Genomic DNA, 15,758 nt, shown 5'->3' on the forward strand with positions numbered 1-15,758 from the left:
AGGTCTCCGTTTAAGAAGTGTGTTGGTTCAAAAGAGCAAGGGCACCTGCCAATGCTGCGTTTTCAGGCTCAGCGCTCGGCGTGTCCTGACCAGCAGCGCCGGGCGTGCTGGCATTCAGTGCCGCGAGCAGTTCGCGGCGCATCGATCGTGGGGCAGATCCCCGCGCCATCAATAGATCAGCTTTTTGTCTGGCTGCTGATGGACTGATCTTAAGTCCGTCCTTGACCTCTTGGGACACCTGGTCAGCCCCCAAAAAGTCGTCTGCAAACCCTTCTTCGACAGCCTTCGCCCCACCAAGCCAAGTCTCTTTGTCGAGCATTGCTGCAATGTCTGCTGACTTGAGGCCAGTGCGGGCAACGTAGATGTCAACCAATGCCTCATCGAATGGCGTCAGCCACTCCGCGACTTGTTTGAAGGCATTACGGTCACCTGCCGCAACCACCCAAGTGTTGTGGATCATGATGAACGCGGATCGCATGATATGGATCTCGTTTGCGGCCATGGCCAAAACCGAAGCAGCGGATGCCGCCAAACCGAGAACCTTCACCGTGACCGGGGCCTTGTGCTCTAAAAGCAGGGAGTAGATTGCCAGCCCTTCGAAGACATCTCCACCGGGTGAGTTAACATAGACGTCAACGGGATTGTCTCCAATATTCCGCAGGGCGGCGGAAATTCGGGCAGCTGTCACACCGTCCTCGTAATACTTTCCGATGGGACCGAGGATCGAGATTGAGTGCTCTCCCAAACCTTCTGCTTTTGGCGAAAGATCAGGGTTCCAATTTTTCAGGGCTTGCGGGGTCAAATCCGAGCGGACGCCCGGCAAGGCGTTGACCGGAACAATCGGCATTGCAGTCTTGGTCATTTTGCGTTCTCTCCGAGCGTTTCTAGGGGAGCCATTGCAGTTTGAGCAAAGAGCCTGTCTGCAGATGGATCGGGATGTTTCTGCATACCGAGCCGTTCCCTGCGCTCATTGGCCGTCATCGTGCCGCTGGTTGCCATCTTCGAAACAAACTCGGCTCTCGCTTTGGCATCCATCTGCATGAAAACATCGCGATCAAAGCGATAGATTGAGCGACGGCGCTTTTCTGGTGACACCAGATCTTTCAAGATCCTTTGCTCCACTCGTGATGCGAGAGGGTTGATGCCGAGGGTAAGCCAATATTGCAGGATCGTTTCAACGCCGGTTCCCCAAACGGTTTGACCTTGGGCAAAGTGCCCTACGATCACCGGCGGGGTTCCAAACCAACGACAGATGTCTTCAACGCTGAACCGACGTGTCTCTAATAGCTGCGCATCCTCAGGGTTCAGCTGCATTGCGCTCCACTTCAAGCCAGCCTCAAGGACTAGGGTTTTACCGGCTTTTGAAGACCCAGTGAAATCTATCAGCATTTTCTGAAGTTGAGCGCGTTGTTCCGGGTTCAAAACCTGATCACCACTCAAGACACCCGCCGCCATCATCGCATTCGAGAAAATGCTAGACGCCGTCTCATCTGCCGCAAGGCCAGCACCGATAGAAACTGCGCCATAAGCAACCGTGGACATACCCAGCCCGTCGCCCGCGCCGAAACCACGCATGTGGAAAACCTTGTCTTTTGGCAGAACTTCCCATTTTCCTCGATCATAGACCCCGTATTTGAAACCGCTGCGCCCCTTCGTTCTCATCGGCTGGACGCCGAAAAGAGGCTGAAGACCAATCAGTTCTTTGCCGAGGTAAATCTTCTCCGCAAATGCATTGCCTTTTAGGCTAATCTGGGTGGACATCCCCTCCCAGAACTCTTGCGCGGTTTGATCGGCGTTTGGACTTTCAGCCAAAACGCCATAGAGACTTCCGTCGTTTACCTCGATCTCTTTGCCTTTGCTGTCCTTTTCGAAGAACTTGACAGGCATGCCACCAATGACCTGGGCGTTTTTTCTCACACAGTCGAACACCACGGAACTGGCCAAGGAGCTATTTGCCGTGACTGTTTTCCCAGATGGCGTAGAGATGCTTCCAGACTGCAAAGCCTCTGAAGATCCACCAAACAGCGACTGACTTGTCGACAGGATCTCGTTTCGGACGCCATTAATAGCGGCGCGCACCAAATTCATCATACGACCATCACCGGATTGTTGAGGAAATCACCGAGGTTCCCGATTTGTCGAGGCTGGGGGTTCCAGCTCATCAATTGGACCGTGTTGAACATGGCCATCAGCGGATCGATCTTGGCTGATCCTGACTGCGCCTTGGTCACGATAACTGCGTTGCCTCTTGCTTCTGTTTTTGCATTGCCAACGCAGAAGGCCATCATCCTCTGACCACAATGGACAAGGGTTCCGTTCTTCAGCTTGACTGGCGCAGCTTTGATTGCAGCGTTCAGCTTGTAGCCCTGCGAGATCGCAGCCATATCCTCGATCGCAAAACCTGCCTCGGTGAGAGCATCAACGATCTTTGCAACCCCTTCCGGGTCCATGCCGATGCCATTTTCTTCCGGTAACAGTCCGAGATCTCGCAGACGAACGCAGTAGTCTACGATTTCGGGGAAGGCTTCCTCCTCAAGATTGCCGACGAGTGTGAGATCGCCAGCTTCTCTGAGGGCTTCGAGTTCTGGCTTGATCTCCTTGCGGAGTTCCAGAACCATTTCATCCGCCCAGGCTTTGCTCCAGAACTGCCACCGTTTGGTGTCCCGGTGACGGCCCATAATACCGAAACCCAAAAGGTCGTCCAAGCCGCCCCCATCTACCCCAGCAACGCAAACATCCGAGGTGGACAGGATGTCTTCAAGGGTGATGTCGCGCGTCGCTTGCTCCCAGAACAGGGCACCAACCCACTTGCCGGTTCCCAGCCCGATCGAAGGCTCGACATTCAGGTGTTGCGAAATGAACAGCGCGACAGCTTCGGGGCCTTCGCGCTCAGCCTTGCGCATGTCGTTGATCAGATCCTCCAAGTGGACGGATCGACCAAGGTTAGGGTTCACAAGCGGCCAGGTCTTTGGATTGCGCCAAGACTTGTTTTCCAACATCTTCTGCGGCAGCTCATACAATACCGCAAGCATCGGCAGGCGGATCTCTCCGTCCCTCACCGCACGCGCTGTCGCTAACTCTTTTTCAAATTGGCCCGTTGGCCGGTCCTTGGATTGGGTCGTGATCTGGAGGAAGAAACCCTCAGGCCGCGATTTCAACCCGCCACGCAGCTCGATGAAAACGTCTGGTGCTTTGTGTTTACTACCCAGTACGTGCGTTTCATCCACGAGGATGTAACAGCCCTTGGAGCCGGTAACGACATCCCCGTCAGCGGACAGGATCATGATCGCCGCGTCTGTAACTAGGTGTGTGATTGTTTTTTGGTGGTCCCTGATCTTGAAGACCTTGGACAAGGTTTCATCAAGCTGAATGATCCCCTTCGCTGTCTTGAATGCGATGCCGGCAATCTTTTGCGTCGGGGCAATCAAATACAACTCGGCCTGCGGGCGTTCATTCATGATCGCCGCAGTAACGATGATCGCCGCTGAGATTGCCGATTTGCCGTTCTTCTTTGGCACCAACAGGAAGAACTCGCGCAGCATTCGCCGCTTTGTCTCCGGGTTGTAGCTGCCAAATATGACGCGCACAAAGTCGAGTACCCATTCGTCGCAAATCTCACCGAAAGTGGGAGTGCCGGGAAGGTCTGGAACCTTAAGGCGGCAAAAAATCCGAAGCGCTTTTGCCGCAGGCGCGTCGAACAGAGGCAGCTTGGGGATCAGAGACAGGCCATTTCGGATCCGGTCTTCCCAGTCTGTAACCGAGGTGTCCCACTCTGGGTCGATGCCAAGTTCTTCATCTCCTATGAAATCAAGCATCAGTGCATCCCGCTTCCGGGCTTGATGTCATCACCCCAAAGGTCAGAAGAGACGCCTTGATCCGCGACGGCATTGTGGGCATCCAACTTCTCCTGTGCCTTTTTACCGGGAGTGTCTGGCTTCTTTGCAGCTGATTTTCTCTGAGCCTCACCGAGCCGACCAGTGGTCAGGGCCAAATCGCTCTTGGCGATGAGCTGATCCAATAGTCGCATCGCACCAACGTTCCCTTTGTTTGCTTGTTCCATTGCGATCATGAAACGATGTGCGTCGAGGCGATCTCTCTGGATGGCCCGCGCTTTCAGTTCTGAAAAATAATAGGTTCTCAGCGTAGGCTGGGAGATGTGCAGGGCGGCGGCGATGCGCTCGTTGCTCCACCCCAAAGACAGTAACACTATGACTTTATTACGATTTTCTTGAGTTGCGACATGGGCGGGGCGACCTCTCCGGCCATTTGGAAGCCGAACAGGATCACCAAAAAGGTCAAATTCTTGATCATCCAAGAAAAAAATCTCCCAATGGGGGGAAGGCGGGTCTAGCCACTTGGCCGTTTGGCGACTTTTCACCCCCCCCCTCCCTCCAGAGGCGAGGCTAGGTCAAACCCTGTCTTTCCATGCTTTGCTTGCGGGTATCGTGCCAGCCCTTAGCGACAGCTTGCAGGTTGGCGGGATCCCAGAACAGATCCGGGTCACCACGATGAGGGTTGATGTGATCGACAACAGCGCAGTTTGGCAGATCTCGCCCGCTGACTAAGCGAACACCCGTTGCCTGGCATCGCCAGCCATCACGCTTGAGGATCTCAATCCGCAAACGCTGCCATCGTGCTGTCTTGTACCAGCTACGCCAAGGCGAACTCAGATCACGGTCGCGGCTTCGGTCAGCTTCTGTCGACACGCGCGCGGGGTGCCGCCTAGACCGGGCTGGCCCTATCCGGGAGCCAAGGCCCCTGCCCTTCAGAGCACCCACGAGGCTACCAACTTTAGCGCCAGGCCAATCTCAATGAACACGATTACACCTCCAGAAACGCAAAGCACCCGAGGCGGGATCTCCGCTTCGGGCGCACATGTGGTGACGGCAATATGTCAATGGGGCTAGGATTTCGTCAAGCCGCTTTCTTTCCATGGTGCGCGCGGCGGCATGCGATCGGTGACCTTAAAGGCCGTCAGATGCGTTGTTTGTAAGGCCATCCTGATCTCCAATAGCGCGCCATACCAGTTGAGATAGAGGCGGCGGGCGCGCCCGATTTGACCAGCAGTAGGCCGAATCACCACCGGACAGTAAGGCACCGGACGATAGACCGCCCTCCCCTTTCGGTTCGTTTCGGGCTGGTGAGGCCATCCCTCTGCACCCAGATCTTTTGCATCTTCAGTTCTTGCGTATGTGCCCCATCGGTTGGTGAAAGTGTCAACTGGGTAGACAACGGGTGTGATGTCCCACTCTGGCACCCGCCCCGCGCGCGCCAGCTCGGCTATGGTGGTCGCCATGGCCCAACCGCCGCAATACTCTGGCAGCACCGCCAACGTGCCCGCGACGATCTCAGCATCATGGTGTGACGCTGACCGGCCACCGCCCTGCACCCGGCAACCTAACCGCGCGATCTCGACCATTTGATAAATCGGGTCCACGTTGATCCGGCTTTCAACGCCCGTAGCTTCCTCTTGCCGATCAAGAGAAACGCATTCCCGCTGGAACGCCCAACAGATCAAACCCCAGACATCGATGTCTTGCTTTGACCCAACAGCCCGCACGGTCGATTTGCCGAACCCGCCTGAATTCTGCTCATTCACGCCCCAGCCCTCCAAGCCTCAGTAGCGTAACAGCCTGTTACGCCGTGTTTCGCCACCGTTACGCCAGAAGATTGATTACTAACCCCTTCTATTAATTTATCTTTTTTAAAAAATAGAATTATATGTAACGGCATAACGTTTCTTCTAAATTTCCTGTTCACGTGCATGCGCTCGCTAAAAGCTCTTGCTTTAGCGTTACAGCGTTTCAACTGACTGAATGACGGTTCATAAATGAGCAAATTCAATAGATTACCACCGTTACTTGAAGTGTAACAACCACGTAACGGGGCGCTCTATTCCGTGTCGCCAACAACAAAGAACACCCCATCATTCGCCACCGTCAGTGCCATTTTCGGGATTGCTCCCGTATCCGGGGAGAAGACGCGCGGGAACGACAAGGCCGCGCTGCGTGACACCTGCGACACGCATAGTGCCGGGGTACGGCTGCACATCCGCGATGGTCTGCAGCGCAGCCTTGTGACCGCCACCACGCCACCTGGTGCCCGCCAGCGCCTTGTTCAGCGCAGAGTTCTCAGCATTGGCCACAAACAGTCTCTTTTGGCCAACACCCTCACCAAACAGGCGCAAACCCAGACGCGCCAACAGAAAGCCATCGCTCGTACTGGGACTATGCGAGGCAGAGTTGAGCAGCATGATCTCTTCTGCCACTGTCTTCACACCCCCGTGTTCCTTATGCAGTACGCCGCCGTAGATGGCGTTCAACAGGCGCTCACCCTCGCCAAGCTCATCCGCTTCTTGCGTCTCTTCTATAAGCGGCTGAATGAGGGTCTTGGCTCGCTCGATCCGTTCCGGCAGGGCTTGATCGGTGACAGGATCAATCAGCGGCTCATCGAACAGCATCAGATCCCAACCGGCCAACAGAGTGCCGATTGTGTCGCCATCCCGCGATCGCCCGCCCATGCTCTGCACCAGCGCATTGTATGCGCGAAACGCTGTATCCCAGCGCTTAGGGGCGAGGCGCAACATGCGCCGCCAGACCGCTGGCCCAAGCGCTTTTGCATCTTGCTCCAGTTCGTCAAGAAACATTGCGGCATCGGTCGGGTTTGCCGAGGCCAGCCGGTCACCAAGGGTGAGCATCACAAAGCGTGACCGATCCTGCGGGGCCATGCCGCCGGGGATGATCGACCCCAGCAGACCAGCCCCATATAGACCAAAGCGGATCCCCGAATGGTCAGAGGTGCCCTTTTCCATCTGGGCACCCTCAGCGCCTGACATCAGGCGGAACATCGCAATGACATCCTCAACGCCCCCGCCATTCTCAGACTTTTCAGCCTCATCGAAGATCCGCACAGCCGCCATGCGGTTGGTGGTCTGGCGAATGCTGGCCGCTGAGGCGCTATTCTTGACGCCAACAGACATACCGCCCAGAAGAAAGGAGATAATCCGCAACAGGGTGGATTTACCGCTGCCGTTCTTGCCGTTGATCCACAGGTGGGTGCGCCAGTCTGGATACTGCCCCAGGACCGCCTGTCCGATCCATGCAATGATCAGATCACCGGCATTGTCGCACTGCCAATTCCAGAAATTGGTGATCCGCTGGGACAGATACTGAACCTCATTGACCGGGATCTCGGCCTTGGCAGGCCCCTTGATGGCAGGCACCGCAGGATAGAGGGCACCGGATACCATCCGCCCCCGGCGATCCTCATCAGGGCTGACGTTCAGATTCTCACCAAGATGCACAACAGGGTATCTGGTGGCACCGCGCCAAGTGCCGGTGTGACGGATGGGCATGTAGCGATCAAAGAGAGGCAGCAGGCCACATGCCTGCATCAGCTTATCGCCCGCCTTTGCGGCACTGAAATCCGTGTCACGCTTTCCCGGCTCTGCGATATCGGCAAGATGGCGCATGGGATCTTTGACACCAACCATGAGCGCAACGAGGCTTGATCGATGACTGAGCGCCCCGGCTGACATTTCTGTCAACTCACCCCGCGCAGTCAGAAAGTAGAACTTACCCCCGGCAACACCCAAAGGCTGGACCGGAAACCCCGGCGGCAAGATATCATCGCCCAGAACCTCACCAGCGCCGACATTGCCATCGGCTGCGTCAACATCATCGAAAGGGTCGGCGGAGCCTTCCCCCGAGTGAGCGGAGCCAATCCCGATTTTTTCGCTATTTTCATCACCTGATGTGATGACTTCCCGGCGGCTTATCACGCCTTGAACCTCTTCGATCCCGTCACTCATCGTTCTGCCCTTCTGTCTTCTTTTTATGTTTGCCGTTCAGCACGTCGTTCATGTCGAACCCCGGAACACCCGGCACCAGCTCAGCGCGAAGCCCAGGCCGCAAAGCCTGGGCACGTTTCAATCCGCAGAGCATCATCGCCCGCGTTCTTGTGGGGTTGCTGTCGCCGTCCTCGATGTAGATCAGCCGCTTCACCCATGGTGGCGGCAGGAACGCATCAAAATCGGGGTTCAAATCCGGCTCACCTGACCACCGCCGCCCCTCTACCTTCAGCATCTTTCCAGCCATGTTGCCGAGGTCGACACCGCACCAGAAGGCGGCATTCTTGAGGTCATCAGGCCGCGCCAGATAGGCGCTAAGGGTCGTCTCATTCCCCTCGCCCACTACCATTGTATCGGCACCCTCAGGCGTAATCAGGGGGATGAAATTCCCCTGTTTGGACCCGCAGACCAATTTACATGGGTAGTCCTCGCACTGATGAACAATCCGGGCCTTGCCGTGTGGCGGATTGATATCAACCCACGTCTGATGAATTGCCATCACCTGACCGGTCTGCCAGTCGACAATAGGCGCGATCATGCAGGGGCCACGGTGCAGGACGATGTTATCCCCACCGATTTTCTTGACGTAAGGGTGGTCCAGCAGGAATTTCAGCGGGGTTGGTATCTCTTCGAGGGGGAGACCGCGCGCGCGCAAGTACGCCCCCACAACACCCCGCCAACCGTCAATCCCGCGATCGTAGAACCGGCGCGCGTCATCGATGCGCGTTTGCCGCCAGCGATTGGTGCGCGCCTGGTCCTCTCTGGCCTTTCGCTCCGCAATCGCGCGACGGCGCTCAGCCTCAGCCGGATCAAGATCCACGTTCAGATCACCGCAAAGCATCGACAGTGCATCGGCAAAGCTGGCATTCGTCACTTCGCGCACCAGGGCGATTTGATCACCGCCCTTGATCCCGCATTGTCGGCACAGAAATTTCTTGCTGTGCTTGTTCACATTGAACCGGTCGCACGGCCCACTCTTGGGGTCGTGCCCCTCCGAGCCACAGAGAGGACACGGGCCAAAGAACTCACCCGACCGTTCCGTCAAGCCATAGATACCCAGCTTGTTCAGAACTTCTTGCACGGGGATCAGCTTGGCCTCTGCAATACGGGGATCATCGGGAAAGCTCATGCGCGCCCCCTGCCCTTCAGCCACTCATCGATCAGCGTGTTTGCCGCAAGCCCGTGATACTTTTTGACCTCGATCGACAGCGCCAGCTCAGCGAGGGACCGGGAGCGCGCATTCTTGGCCAGCACCAGGCGTTCTGCCGCATTGCGCAGGGGCAGCACCTGCGCAGAACAGGCGTAGCAATCGGCCAGAATCTCACCCAACCGCTGCAACATCAGATCATCATCGCTATTGGGCACCGCAGACATCGACAACCGGGTGCAGACGTGGACCAAGGCCCGCTGCGCAATCATGGGATTTTTGCTCATTGCAGATCCGCCCTGTTTTGCCAGTCGTATGTCGGCAGCTCACCGCCCAGCTGATCCGCATAGGTCTGGACCGCTTCGGCAAGATCCTCGCCCGCCTTTTTGCGATTGACGCGCACCGTTTTGAGGAAGGTGATGGTTGCGGCCTTCATGATCCCACTGATGCGGTCACCGGCGTCCAGCTCCAGCGCCAGCGTTGCCAACCGCCACATATCGCCCTGCATGGCCTGCCCACAGCGCGCCCGATTGGCGACGACATAGGCATGCAGGCAGAATTCAACCTTGGGATCATGCGGCATGGGCCAGCCCCCGGATGTTATTGGCCAGCCGGTCCCGATCCCACGCGGCGCGCACCTGGGCGAACCCATCCGCATAGGCCGCATGGACGGCCTCGCACGCGCGGTCAAAGAACCGCGGTTCCAGCTCCACCCCGATCGCGCGCCGGCCAAATGCCAGGGCGGCGATCAGCGTGGCAGCACTACCCGCAAAGGGATCGAGCACCAGACCGCCCAGATTGCTGGATTGCAGCACATACAGCGCCATCAGCGACGTCGGCTTAGCGGTCGGATGCCAGTGGTTTTTCGGGGCAGCGCAGGCAAAGCGCGTCTTGGCTCCGCCATCGGCGATATGCCGCGCCCTGCCCTTCCACAGGTAATGCGTGAATTCCTGACAGCGTAGATAGAACGGCTGGCGGGTAACGGCCCCCTTGTCCCAGGTTAGCAGCTCATGGTGCTTGAACCCGCCCGCCTCAAACGCGATCTGCGACCGCGCGACGTGCTTCGAATTGGTCATCACATAGGCGTCGGCATCCTCTTTCAGCGCAGCGAAAATCGGCGCCGGCATCTTTGCCCAGGGCAGCACCTGCATCAGGTCGCCCTTGTTGTGGTATCGATCCGGGTGAAACTTGCCGCCCATGGTCTGGCCTCGACCACCCGACGTCAGCCGGTAGGGCGCATCGGTCACGCATAAATCGGCCTTCTCTTCCAATTCGGGGAGAACCGCGCGCATATCGCCCTCATACAGGATGCAGTCGCCGATCACTTCCTTTGCAACCCATGCCGATGTCATGAGCGCACCAACAGATCTAGGGTCGCGAGGCTATCATCAACCGGCGAGACAAAATCACCAGCACGGCCCCGACTGGCAGAATTACTCTTGGCCGTCTTGCGATACATGCCCGTCCAAGCACGCGCCCGCGTGATGTTTCGGCATGTTGCAACGCTCGCACCCGTAAACCCTGACATTTCGCTAAGGGTGCATTCTCCGCCCGTGGTCTGAATCAACCAATGGATCTGATAGGCGATCCGCTCAAGTCTGATGTTCATCTGTCCTGCCCCAGCAAAAAGGGGCGCGCCGGATGATCAGCGCGCCCAAGGTCAACGTGGGAGTGAATGGGGGCCACCTGCAGGCGCGCCTGCCCCGGTCGGCGTCTGGAAGAGGATGACTGGCCTCATCGCCTGCGGTGTTCGAGATATTGGCCTCTAAGAAAATACAGAGTTCCGAATGCGTATTGCGCATTGACAGACCGCATACGCACGAATTTGATACGCGGCGTTTCAACCTTGAGGATTTCCAATGAGACTTATGCTCTGCCTTACTGCCGCTCTTCTTTCGGCTTGCTCTTATTCCGTTCCCGTGAACGGTCAATTTGATGGCGCGCCCGCCCAGGGCACTGCCACTGCAAGCCTCGCGGGGGGCAGTTTCAAAGTGCTCAACACCAGCGGTCTGAGCTGCACGGGCACCTATGATGCGAATAGCACCGCAATCACGATTCAAGCGCCGGTCTCTTGCACCGATGGTCGCGTAGGAAATGCGATCATAACAAGAAAAACCAATCTTATCTCCGGCACCGCTATAGTGAGGCTCAACGACGGCACCACAGGGGAGTTCGTCTTTGGCGACCTTCAATTCGGAGAAGAATTCTAAAGCGTACCTACGCTGAAAGAGCGCGCTGAAAGGAATCGAACAGAGAGACAGGTTTGCAGAGACATCAAAACGCATCACTCGCCATCTCTGTCCCGCTGCGCGCGCTCTTTTTTGAGATCCTCAATGGCCTTAAAAATTTGGCTCATCGTGCTTGCGCGAGGGTTTATCTGCTTACCGGTTTCGATCTCCCGGACGATGTTCAAGTTGTTGTTGCCCGGAATTGCCTTGGCGATAGCATACGACGTCACGCCCAGTTCAGCGACCGAACGAGCGACATACTGGTGAAACTCTTCACCAGTTGGCATTTGGCCGCTCTTGGGGAAAACTTCGGATCTTTCCGACATACTCACCTCATCAGATGGGCCTATATGTCCATCTTTAGGTGGATGTATGTCAAGGTATAACGCGATATAAACTGTATACCTATCAGATTTGCTGGGTTTTTCAAATCTCAACTATCCATTTATAAAATGAGGCATGACAGCATACAGGCAACAGATCGACAAGTACTGCAAGCTCCGGGGCATATCGCGCCCTAAAGCTGGGCTGGAAGCCGGGTACAACAAGAACTATGTCGCCGATCTGGTGAACGGTAAGATCACTCCAACCATTGAAGCGCTCGAAGCTATTGCACACGTTTTGTCAGTACCGCTATCCGTGCTGCTATTCGGTGAAGAAGTTGACCCTCAGCTTGCCGAGTTTACGGACAAGTTCCAGCGTCTTGACGCGGCTGGCCAGCACGCTGTCGGATCTCTAATTGAGACTCTTTCTTCGCTTCCCGAGAAGAAATAACGCGATCAATCTCATCCAAGACAGCACGTTTGGCCTGAGAATTCAGCTGCTCAAACCTAGAGAAGTTGGTTAGCAAAGTAAGCTCCGTCCATTTTTAACTTGATATACCTTTCAGATTGAATATCGTCCATTTTTAAAGTGATTACAACTGATGGATGTGGTTTATGGATCAAGAAGACCTTATGAGCAAGCTGCACAATATTGCAGACAATGGTGTCGCAATCGGTTTCGGGTTCAGCGAAAGCGGGCAACCAACGGAACACATCTGCACATATCCACAGGCATGGCAGAACCATTATTGGGAACACAATCTCATCTTCGATGACCCAGTGATTTCATTTGGCGTGCGCAACCTTGGTGCTGTCAGGTGGGATGATGTCAGTAAGGGGACAAAGGGCAACGCCGTTCAGCAGGCCAAAGATTTCGGCATGAACAACGGAATCGTAATCTCAATCCAAGTTGACGGCGAGAGGGCGATTGCTGGACTAGCCACATCTAAGAACCCCTCCGACGCTGAAATTTCAGAAGCACGGATAATTTTAGCTGCTCTTCAAGCTGCGAAAACCGGCAAGCCGCAGATCATCTTGACGCCTAGGCAACGTGATATCTTGCGCTTGATAGCTGACGGAGCGACGGCAGAGGATGCAGCCCATGAGTTGAACATAGAACCGAGCACCGTCAATTTCCACAAGCGGCAGGCGCTCCACAGGAACAGGAAGCACGCCAAGAATTTCACCTCGCTGTTAATCAAGGCAGTTCGTGACGCTGCAATATGATCCAGTTATAACCTGAGTGCTATTGAGCTAGCACAGGAATACAGTCTCATCGCTATTTTTACGCGAGAGACAAAATGAAAACCTACTGGACGAACACACTGGCCGAAGGCCATGCTCAGCAACTATTGATTGAACAGTTCAAACTTCGAAAACATCTGTTCGTAGACAAACTGAAATGGCACCTCAAGACTATCAATGGCTTGGAGGCGGATCAGTACGATACGTTACATGCTAGTTACTGCCTGACAGAAAAGGACGGGAAGCTCATATCGAGCGCGCGGATCATTCCCACAGACACGGATCTTGTAACTAGCACCTACATGATAAGAGATGCCGCTCTAGGTAAACTTGAACCCTCGATATCCCAGAATTTATGCACAGGCTACGCCCCGCCCTGCTCTGAAAAAATATGGGAGGCGACGAGACTGACGGTTCATCCCGATTTACCCAAGACCGAAAAGCGCACCGCCATAGCATCCACGATCGATAGAATGATGATTGAAGCGCGCCGCAATGCCATCACCCATTACATTGCTATTGGTGGCATTGACTTAGCGCTTGGGGTGAGAACCGCAGGGTACAACGCGGAGCGTCTCACTGACTTTCAAGAAGTCGGTTCAGGAAGGGTTGCAATTTATAAGTTAGCCGCCGTCCATTTATAGCTTGACATATCCACATATAGATGGATATCTCCACTTATCAGGTTAGGCGCAACCTCCTATGCTCCCATAGGTTAGGATTAGAGCGCCCCAGAAGATTGGAGCGATTAATTGGCACATCCCGTTGATATTCATGTAGGAAAGCAAATTCGGAAACTGCGCTGGCTGGCTGAAATGACCCAAGCGCAACTTGGCGAAGCTGTAGGCGTCAAGTTTCAGCAGATTCAGAAGTATGAAACTGGGGCAAACCGCGTTAGCGCTTCCCGCCTGGATGATATCGCTAGGGTTCTGGGCGTTTCCGTTCTCAGCTTTTTTCCTGAAGATAACGCTGATGGGTCGCATGAGTTCACCGCGGATGAGATTAATCTCATCCGCGCGTACCGGCAGACAACCGACACCGGGCGGCAGTCTCTCACCAACATCGCCAACAGCGTTTGCAGGAATCTGCCAGTCGCAATTGCGGCTGAATGACCCCTGCCCCGCAGCCATAGCGCTGCGAACGAGGCGCGGCACGACCACTCACGGACATACCGCCGCGCCTCACCCTGCGCCGCCGATCTAGCCACCTTGTTACCGCCGGAGATCCCTATGGAATTTGCAATTTTCGCCCTTCTTACATTCATTGGCACAGTCACCACCGCCGCTGAAATTCGCGCCTGCGAGTATGAGCGCACGATCCTTGGCCCTCTACTTTTTTCGGTCGGGATGATCGGCATGATCATCACCGCCATCGGCGCTGCACTTTGATCTGAGGGGGCCGATTATGATCACCTCCTACAGCGAGAGCAGAAACAGGGCCTTCGAGAATCTCCACGCCAAAGACAAGGTCAGACTGCGCAACGTCGAGACCGGGGAGCTGCTGCACATGGGCGGGGAAACCCTGACGCGGTCCATTGACTATGCGTGGCTTGGGAACCGCCAACAGGCCGAACAACTCCGCAAGCGCGCCGTGGCTCAGGGCAGAAATTGGCCCTTCACCGCCATTCACCGCAGCCTGATCGAAAATGGCCACCCGGTCGAAACGACAGATCCGGAAGCCTAGCGCACCGCCCTGCCCCGACATTCACCCCCCCTTTGATGGAGACCGAAGTGACCCAGCCAAAACCAATTGCCGCATATCGCGCCCACACCCAAAGCGGATGGGCTGCGTCCGACAAGTTCGGGAAAACATGGCCCATCACCGCCGACGAAGCCGCCGAGCTACCACAATCAAAATTGTTCGATGAGTTGGCCGAAAAGTACCGCCTAAACACCTAATCCCCCCACAACCGCACCCCTTTGATGGAGAGAACCATGGCCGACCGCCCTATCCTTTTCAGCGCCCCGATGGTGAATGCCATTCTTCGCGAGATCCGCACCCCTGGGGCCGGAAAGACCCAGACCCGCCGCCTCCTAAAGATCAAAGGTAAACCCGGCTTCTTTCAATTCGGCGTAAGTGACACGCGAGGTTATGATTGGACGTTTCGTCGCAAGGATCATGTCTGGGAAGACTTCCGGCACGATGACCTAATGAAGCTTCTGCCGGTGCAGTCTGGTGACAGACTTTTCGTAAGAGAGCATTGGAAAGCCTGCTCACAGATGGACGGAATTGCGCCCAGAAACATGAGCAAGGGGGAACCAGTATTCTATCTGGCCGACAGCATGGTTCGCGAACTCGGCTGCATGATGATCAAACCGGGCAAGCATCGACAATCAATGCACATGCCCCGATGGGCCAGCCGCATCACGCTGGAAGTCTCAGAGGTGCGGATAGAGCGCTTGCAGGACATCAGCGCAGAAGATGCGCGTGATGAAGGCGTCAACCGCAAGTCTCAGAAGGTCCGTCAGATGTGGCTCTTCGGGGCCTCTAAAGAAGATCGAGACCGCATCTACCTCAGAGCTTGCAAGTGGGAGTTCCAAGACCTCTGGGACCGCATCAACGGCACACCTCGCAAACCTGAAGGCCCAGACATTAGCTGGGATGCAAACCCCTGGGTGATGGCCATCACCTTCACACCACACCTCTGCAATATCGACCAGATGGCCAAGGCCGCCTGAGTCCAACAATCCCCAAAACCGCACCCGGAGGCCAAAGTAGTGACCGACCCAAACGACCCCGAACCAGCCTATGGCGAGATGGCAGTAAGATGTGTCTTGGCAGACGGGCGCTGGCGCAATTTGCCTTGGCCTGCTTATGCAAAGTCCGCCCAGGAGCTGGCGAAACGAGGCGACCTGGAGGTTAGCGAAAGCATTGGCCGCACCGTCTATCGCCTACCTCTGAATTCCAACTAACCCCAATCCCGAAACACACAGGAGGCAGCATGCTCCATAAGCCCAAGGGGGCAG

General features: G+C 55.8%; 21 protein-coding genes. 10 read left to right on the forward strand and 11 right to left on the reverse strand.

Annotation, left to right across the window (positions count from 1 at the left end):
* Nucleotides 1-10: 10 nt before the first annotated feature.
* The 10 genes from GAL_RS21765 to GAL_RS22080 form a co-directional block, all read right to left on the reverse strand.
* Entirely contained in the window at nucleotides 11-862 is an 852-nt protein-coding gene (locus GAL_RS21765; RefSeq protein ID WP_024099707.1) for a head maturation protease, ClpP-related, read from the reverse strand.
* Nucleotides 859-2,091, reverse strand: a complete 1,233-nt coding sequence (locus tag GAL_RS21770) for a phage portal protein (RefSeq protein ID WP_024099708.1) — start codon at nucleotides 2,089-2,091, stop codon at nucleotides 859-861. Before GAL_RS21770 ends, GAL_RS21765 begins: the two co-directional genes overlap by 4 nt.
* Nucleotides 2,088-3,815, reverse strand: coding sequence for a terminase large subunit (locus GAL_RS21775; RefSeq protein WP_024099709.1), 1,728 nt, complete (start codon nucleotides 3,813-3,815; stop codon nucleotides 2,088-2,090). The genes GAL_RS21770 and GAL_RS21775 overlap by 4 nt, the downstream gene beginning before the upstream one ends.
* On the reverse strand, nucleotides 3,815-4,315 hold the full coding sequence (locus tag GAL_RS21780) for a helix-turn-helix domain-containing protein (RefSeq protein ID WP_040104520.1): 501 nt from the start codon (nucleotides 4,313-4,315) through the stop codon (nucleotides 3,815-3,817). The genes GAL_RS21775 and GAL_RS21780 overlap by 1 nt, the downstream gene beginning before the upstream one ends.
* A gap of 588 nt (nucleotides 4,316-4,903) precedes the next feature.
* Nucleotides 4,904-5,599 (reverse strand): hypothetical protein, encoded by a 696-nt coding sequence (locus GAL_RS21790; RefSeq protein ID WP_024099711.1) that lies wholly within the window; start codon nucleotides 5,597-5,599, stop codon nucleotides 4,904-4,906.
* A 327-nt stretch (nucleotides 5,600-5,926) separates the two neighbouring features.
* Nucleotides 5,927-7,810 carry a hypothetical protein gene (locus GAL_RS21795; protein WP_024099712.1) on the reverse strand — a complete coding sequence of 628 codons (1,884 nt, stop codon included), beginning with the start codon at nucleotides 7,808-7,810 and terminating at the stop codon, nucleotides 5,927-5,929.
* On the reverse strand, nucleotides 7,803-8,978 hold the full coding sequence (locus GAL_RS21800; RefSeq protein WP_024099713.1) for a DUF7146 domain-containing protein: 1,176 nt from the start codon (nucleotides 8,976-8,978) through the stop codon (nucleotides 7,803-7,805). The genes GAL_RS21795 and GAL_RS21800 overlap by 8 nt, the downstream gene beginning before the upstream one ends.
* Complete coding sequence (locus tag GAL_RS21805; protein WP_024099714.1) at nucleotides 8,975-9,283, reverse strand: hypothetical protein; 309 nt, start codon at nucleotides 9,281-9,283, stop codon at nucleotides 8,975-8,977. The genes GAL_RS21800 and GAL_RS21805 overlap by 4 nt, the downstream gene beginning before the upstream one ends.
* The gene (locus GAL_RS21810) at nucleotides 9,280-9,579 is read right to left on the reverse strand and encodes a hypothetical protein (RefSeq protein ID WP_024099715.1); all 300 of its coding nucleotides are present in this window, start codon (nucleotides 9,577-9,579) and stop codon (nucleotides 9,280-9,282) included. Before GAL_RS21810 ends, GAL_RS21805 begins: the two co-directional genes overlap by 4 nt.
* Nucleotides 9,569-10,348 carry a DNA-methyltransferase gene (locus tag GAL_RS22080; RefSeq protein ID WP_024099716.1) on the reverse strand — a complete coding sequence of 260 codons (780 nt, stop codon included), beginning with the start codon at nucleotides 10,346-10,348 and terminating at the stop codon, nucleotides 9,569-9,571. The genes GAL_RS21810 and GAL_RS22080 overlap by 11 nt, the downstream gene beginning before the upstream one ends.
* A gap of 507 nt (nucleotides 10,349-10,855) precedes the next feature.
* Here GAL_RS22080 and GAL_RS21825 point away from each other — a divergent pair.
* Nucleotides 10,856-11,206, forward strand: a complete 351-nt coding sequence (locus GAL_RS21825) for a hypothetical protein (protein WP_024099717.1) — start codon at nucleotides 10,856-10,858, stop codon at nucleotides 11,204-11,206.
* A gap of 74 nt (nucleotides 11,207-11,280) precedes the next feature.
* Here the strand turns inward: GAL_RS21825 and GAL_RS21830 are convergent, their stop codons facing one another.
* Nucleotides 11,281-11,550: a hypothetical protein gene (locus GAL_RS21830; RefSeq protein WP_024099718.1), complete on the reverse strand. Its 270-nt coding sequence runs from the start codon at nucleotides 11,548-11,550 to the stop codon at nucleotides 11,281-11,283.
* A 133-nt stretch (nucleotides 11,551-11,683) separates the two neighbouring features.
* Here GAL_RS21830 and GAL_RS21835 point away from each other — a divergent pair, with 133 nt between their 5' ends.
* The 9 genes from GAL_RS21835 to GAL_RS22615 all read left to right on the forward strand — a co-directional run bounded on the left by GAL_RS21835 (nucleotide 11,684) and on the right by GAL_RS22615 (nucleotide 15,704).
* Nucleotides 11,684-11,998: a helix-turn-helix domain-containing protein gene (locus GAL_RS21835; RefSeq protein ID WP_024099719.1), complete on the forward strand. Its 315-nt coding sequence runs from the start codon at nucleotides 11,684-11,686 to the stop codon at nucleotides 11,996-11,998.
* A gap of 164 nt (nucleotides 11,999-12,162) precedes the next feature.
* Nucleotides 12,163-12,774 (forward strand): helix-turn-helix transcriptional regulator, encoded by a 612-nt coding sequence (locus tag GAL_RS21840; RefSeq protein WP_024099720.1) that lies wholly within the window; start codon nucleotides 12,163-12,165, stop codon nucleotides 12,772-12,774.
* Between the two features lie 74 nt (nucleotides 12,775-12,848).
* Entirely contained in the window at nucleotides 12,849-13,436 is a 588-nt protein-coding gene (locus GAL_RS22085) for an acyl-homoserine-lactone synthase (protein ID WP_024099721.1), read from the forward strand.
* Between the two features lie 108 nt (nucleotides 13,437-13,544).
* On the forward strand, nucleotides 13,545-13,904 hold the full coding sequence (locus GAL_RS22390; protein ID WP_024099722.1) for a helix-turn-helix domain-containing protein: 360 nt from the start codon (nucleotides 13,545-13,547) through the stop codon (nucleotides 13,902-13,904).
* 117 nt (nucleotides 13,905-14,021) lie between these two features.
* Entirely contained in the window at nucleotides 14,022-14,180 is a 159-nt protein-coding gene (locus GAL_RS22610; protein WP_024099723.1) for a hypothetical protein, read from the forward strand.
* A gap of 16 nt (nucleotides 14,181-14,196) precedes the next feature.
* Nucleotides 14,197-14,475: a hypothetical protein gene (locus GAL_RS21855; protein WP_024099724.1), complete on the forward strand. Its 279-nt coding sequence runs from the start codon at nucleotides 14,197-14,199 to the stop codon at nucleotides 14,473-14,475.
* Nucleotides 14,476-14,522: 47 nt separating this feature from the next.
* Nucleotides 14,523-14,690 carry a hypothetical protein gene (locus tag GAL_RS21860; protein WP_155808121.1) on the forward strand — a complete coding sequence of 56 codons (168 nt, stop codon included), beginning with the start codon at nucleotides 14,523-14,525 and terminating at the stop codon, nucleotides 14,688-14,690.
* A gap of 36 nt (nucleotides 14,691-14,726) precedes the next feature.
* Nucleotides 14,727-15,470 (forward strand): hypothetical protein, encoded by a 744-nt coding sequence (locus GAL_RS21865; RefSeq protein ID WP_024099725.1) that lies wholly within the window; start codon nucleotides 14,727-14,729, stop codon nucleotides 15,468-15,470.
* Nucleotides 15,471-15,509: 39 nt separating this feature from the next.
* Nucleotides 15,510-15,704, forward strand: coding sequence for a hypothetical protein (locus GAL_RS22615; RefSeq protein WP_024099726.1), 195 nt, complete (start codon nucleotides 15,510-15,512; stop codon nucleotides 15,702-15,704).
* Nucleotides 15,705-15,758 lie beyond the last annotated feature (54 nt).

Source organism: Phaeobacter gallaeciensis DSM 26640 (assembly GCF_000511385.1).
GTDB classification, from domain to species: Bacteria; Pseudomonadota; Alphaproteobacteria; order Rhodobacterales; family Rhodobacteraceae; genus Phaeobacter; species Phaeobacter gallaeciensis.

Excerpts from the sequence above, each read along its gene's own strand:
- GAL_RS21765 (WP_024099707.1), bottom strand. The coding sequence starts at position 862 with ATGACCAAGACTGCAATGCCGATTGTTCCGGTCAACGCCTTGCCGGGC.
- GAL_RS21770 (WP_024099708.1), bottom strand. The coding sequence starts at position 2,091 with ATGATGAATTTGGTGCGCGCCGCTATTAATGGCGTCCGAAACGAGATC.
- GAL_RS21775 (WP_024099709.1), bottom strand. The coding sequence starts at position 3,815 with ATGCTTGATTTCATAGGAGATGAAGAACTTGGCATCGACCCAGAGTGG.
- GAL_RS21795 (WP_024099712.1), bottom strand. The coding sequence starts at position 7,810 with ATGAGTGACGGGATCGAAGAGGTTCAAGGCGTGATAAGCCGCCGGGAA.
- GAL_RS21800 (WP_024099713.1), bottom strand. The coding sequence starts at position 8,978 with ATGAGCTTTCCCGATGATCCCCGTATTGCAGAGGCCAAGCTGATCCCC.
- GAL_RS21805 (WP_024099714.1), bottom strand. The coding sequence starts at position 9,283 with ATGAGCAAAAATCCCATGATTGCGCAGCGGGCCTTGGTCCACGTCTGC.
- GAL_RS21810 (WP_024099715.1), bottom strand. The coding sequence starts at position 9,579 with ATGCCGCATGATCCCAAGGTTGAATTCTGCCTGCATGCCTATGTCGTC.
- GAL_RS22080 (WP_024099716.1), bottom strand. The coding sequence starts at position 10,348 with ATGACATCGGCATGGGTTGCAAAGGAAGTGATCGGCGACTGCATCCTG.
- GAL_RS21825 (WP_024099717.1), top strand. The coding sequence starts at position 10,856 with ATGAGACTTATGCTCTGCCTTACTGCCGCTCTTCTTTCGGCTTGCTCT.
- GAL_RS21830 (WP_024099718.1), bottom strand. The coding sequence starts at position 11,550 with ATGTCGGAAAGATCCGAAGTTTTCCCCAAGAGCGGCCAAATGCCAACT.
- GAL_RS21835 (WP_024099719.1), top strand. The coding sequence starts at position 11,684 with ATGACAGCATACAGGCAACAGATCGACAAGTACTGCAAGCTCCGGGGC.
- GAL_RS21840 (WP_024099720.1), top strand. The coding sequence starts at position 12,163 with ATGGATCAAGAAGACCTTATGAGCAAGCTGCACAATATTGCAGACAAT.
- GAL_RS22085 (WP_024099721.1), top strand. The coding sequence starts at position 12,849 with ATGAAAACCTACTGGACGAACACACTGGCCGAAGGCCATGCTCAGCAA.
- GAL_RS22610 (WP_024099723.1), top strand. The coding sequence starts at position 14,022 with ATGGAATTTGCAATTTTCGCCCTTCTTACATTCATTGGCACAGTCACC.
- GAL_RS21855 (WP_024099724.1), top strand. The coding sequence starts at position 14,197 with ATGATCACCTCCTACAGCGAGAGCAGAAACAGGGCCTTCGAGAATCTC.
- GAL_RS21865 (WP_024099725.1), top strand. The coding sequence starts at position 14,727 with ATGGCCGACCGCCCTATCCTTTTCAGCGCCCCGATGGTGAATGCCATT.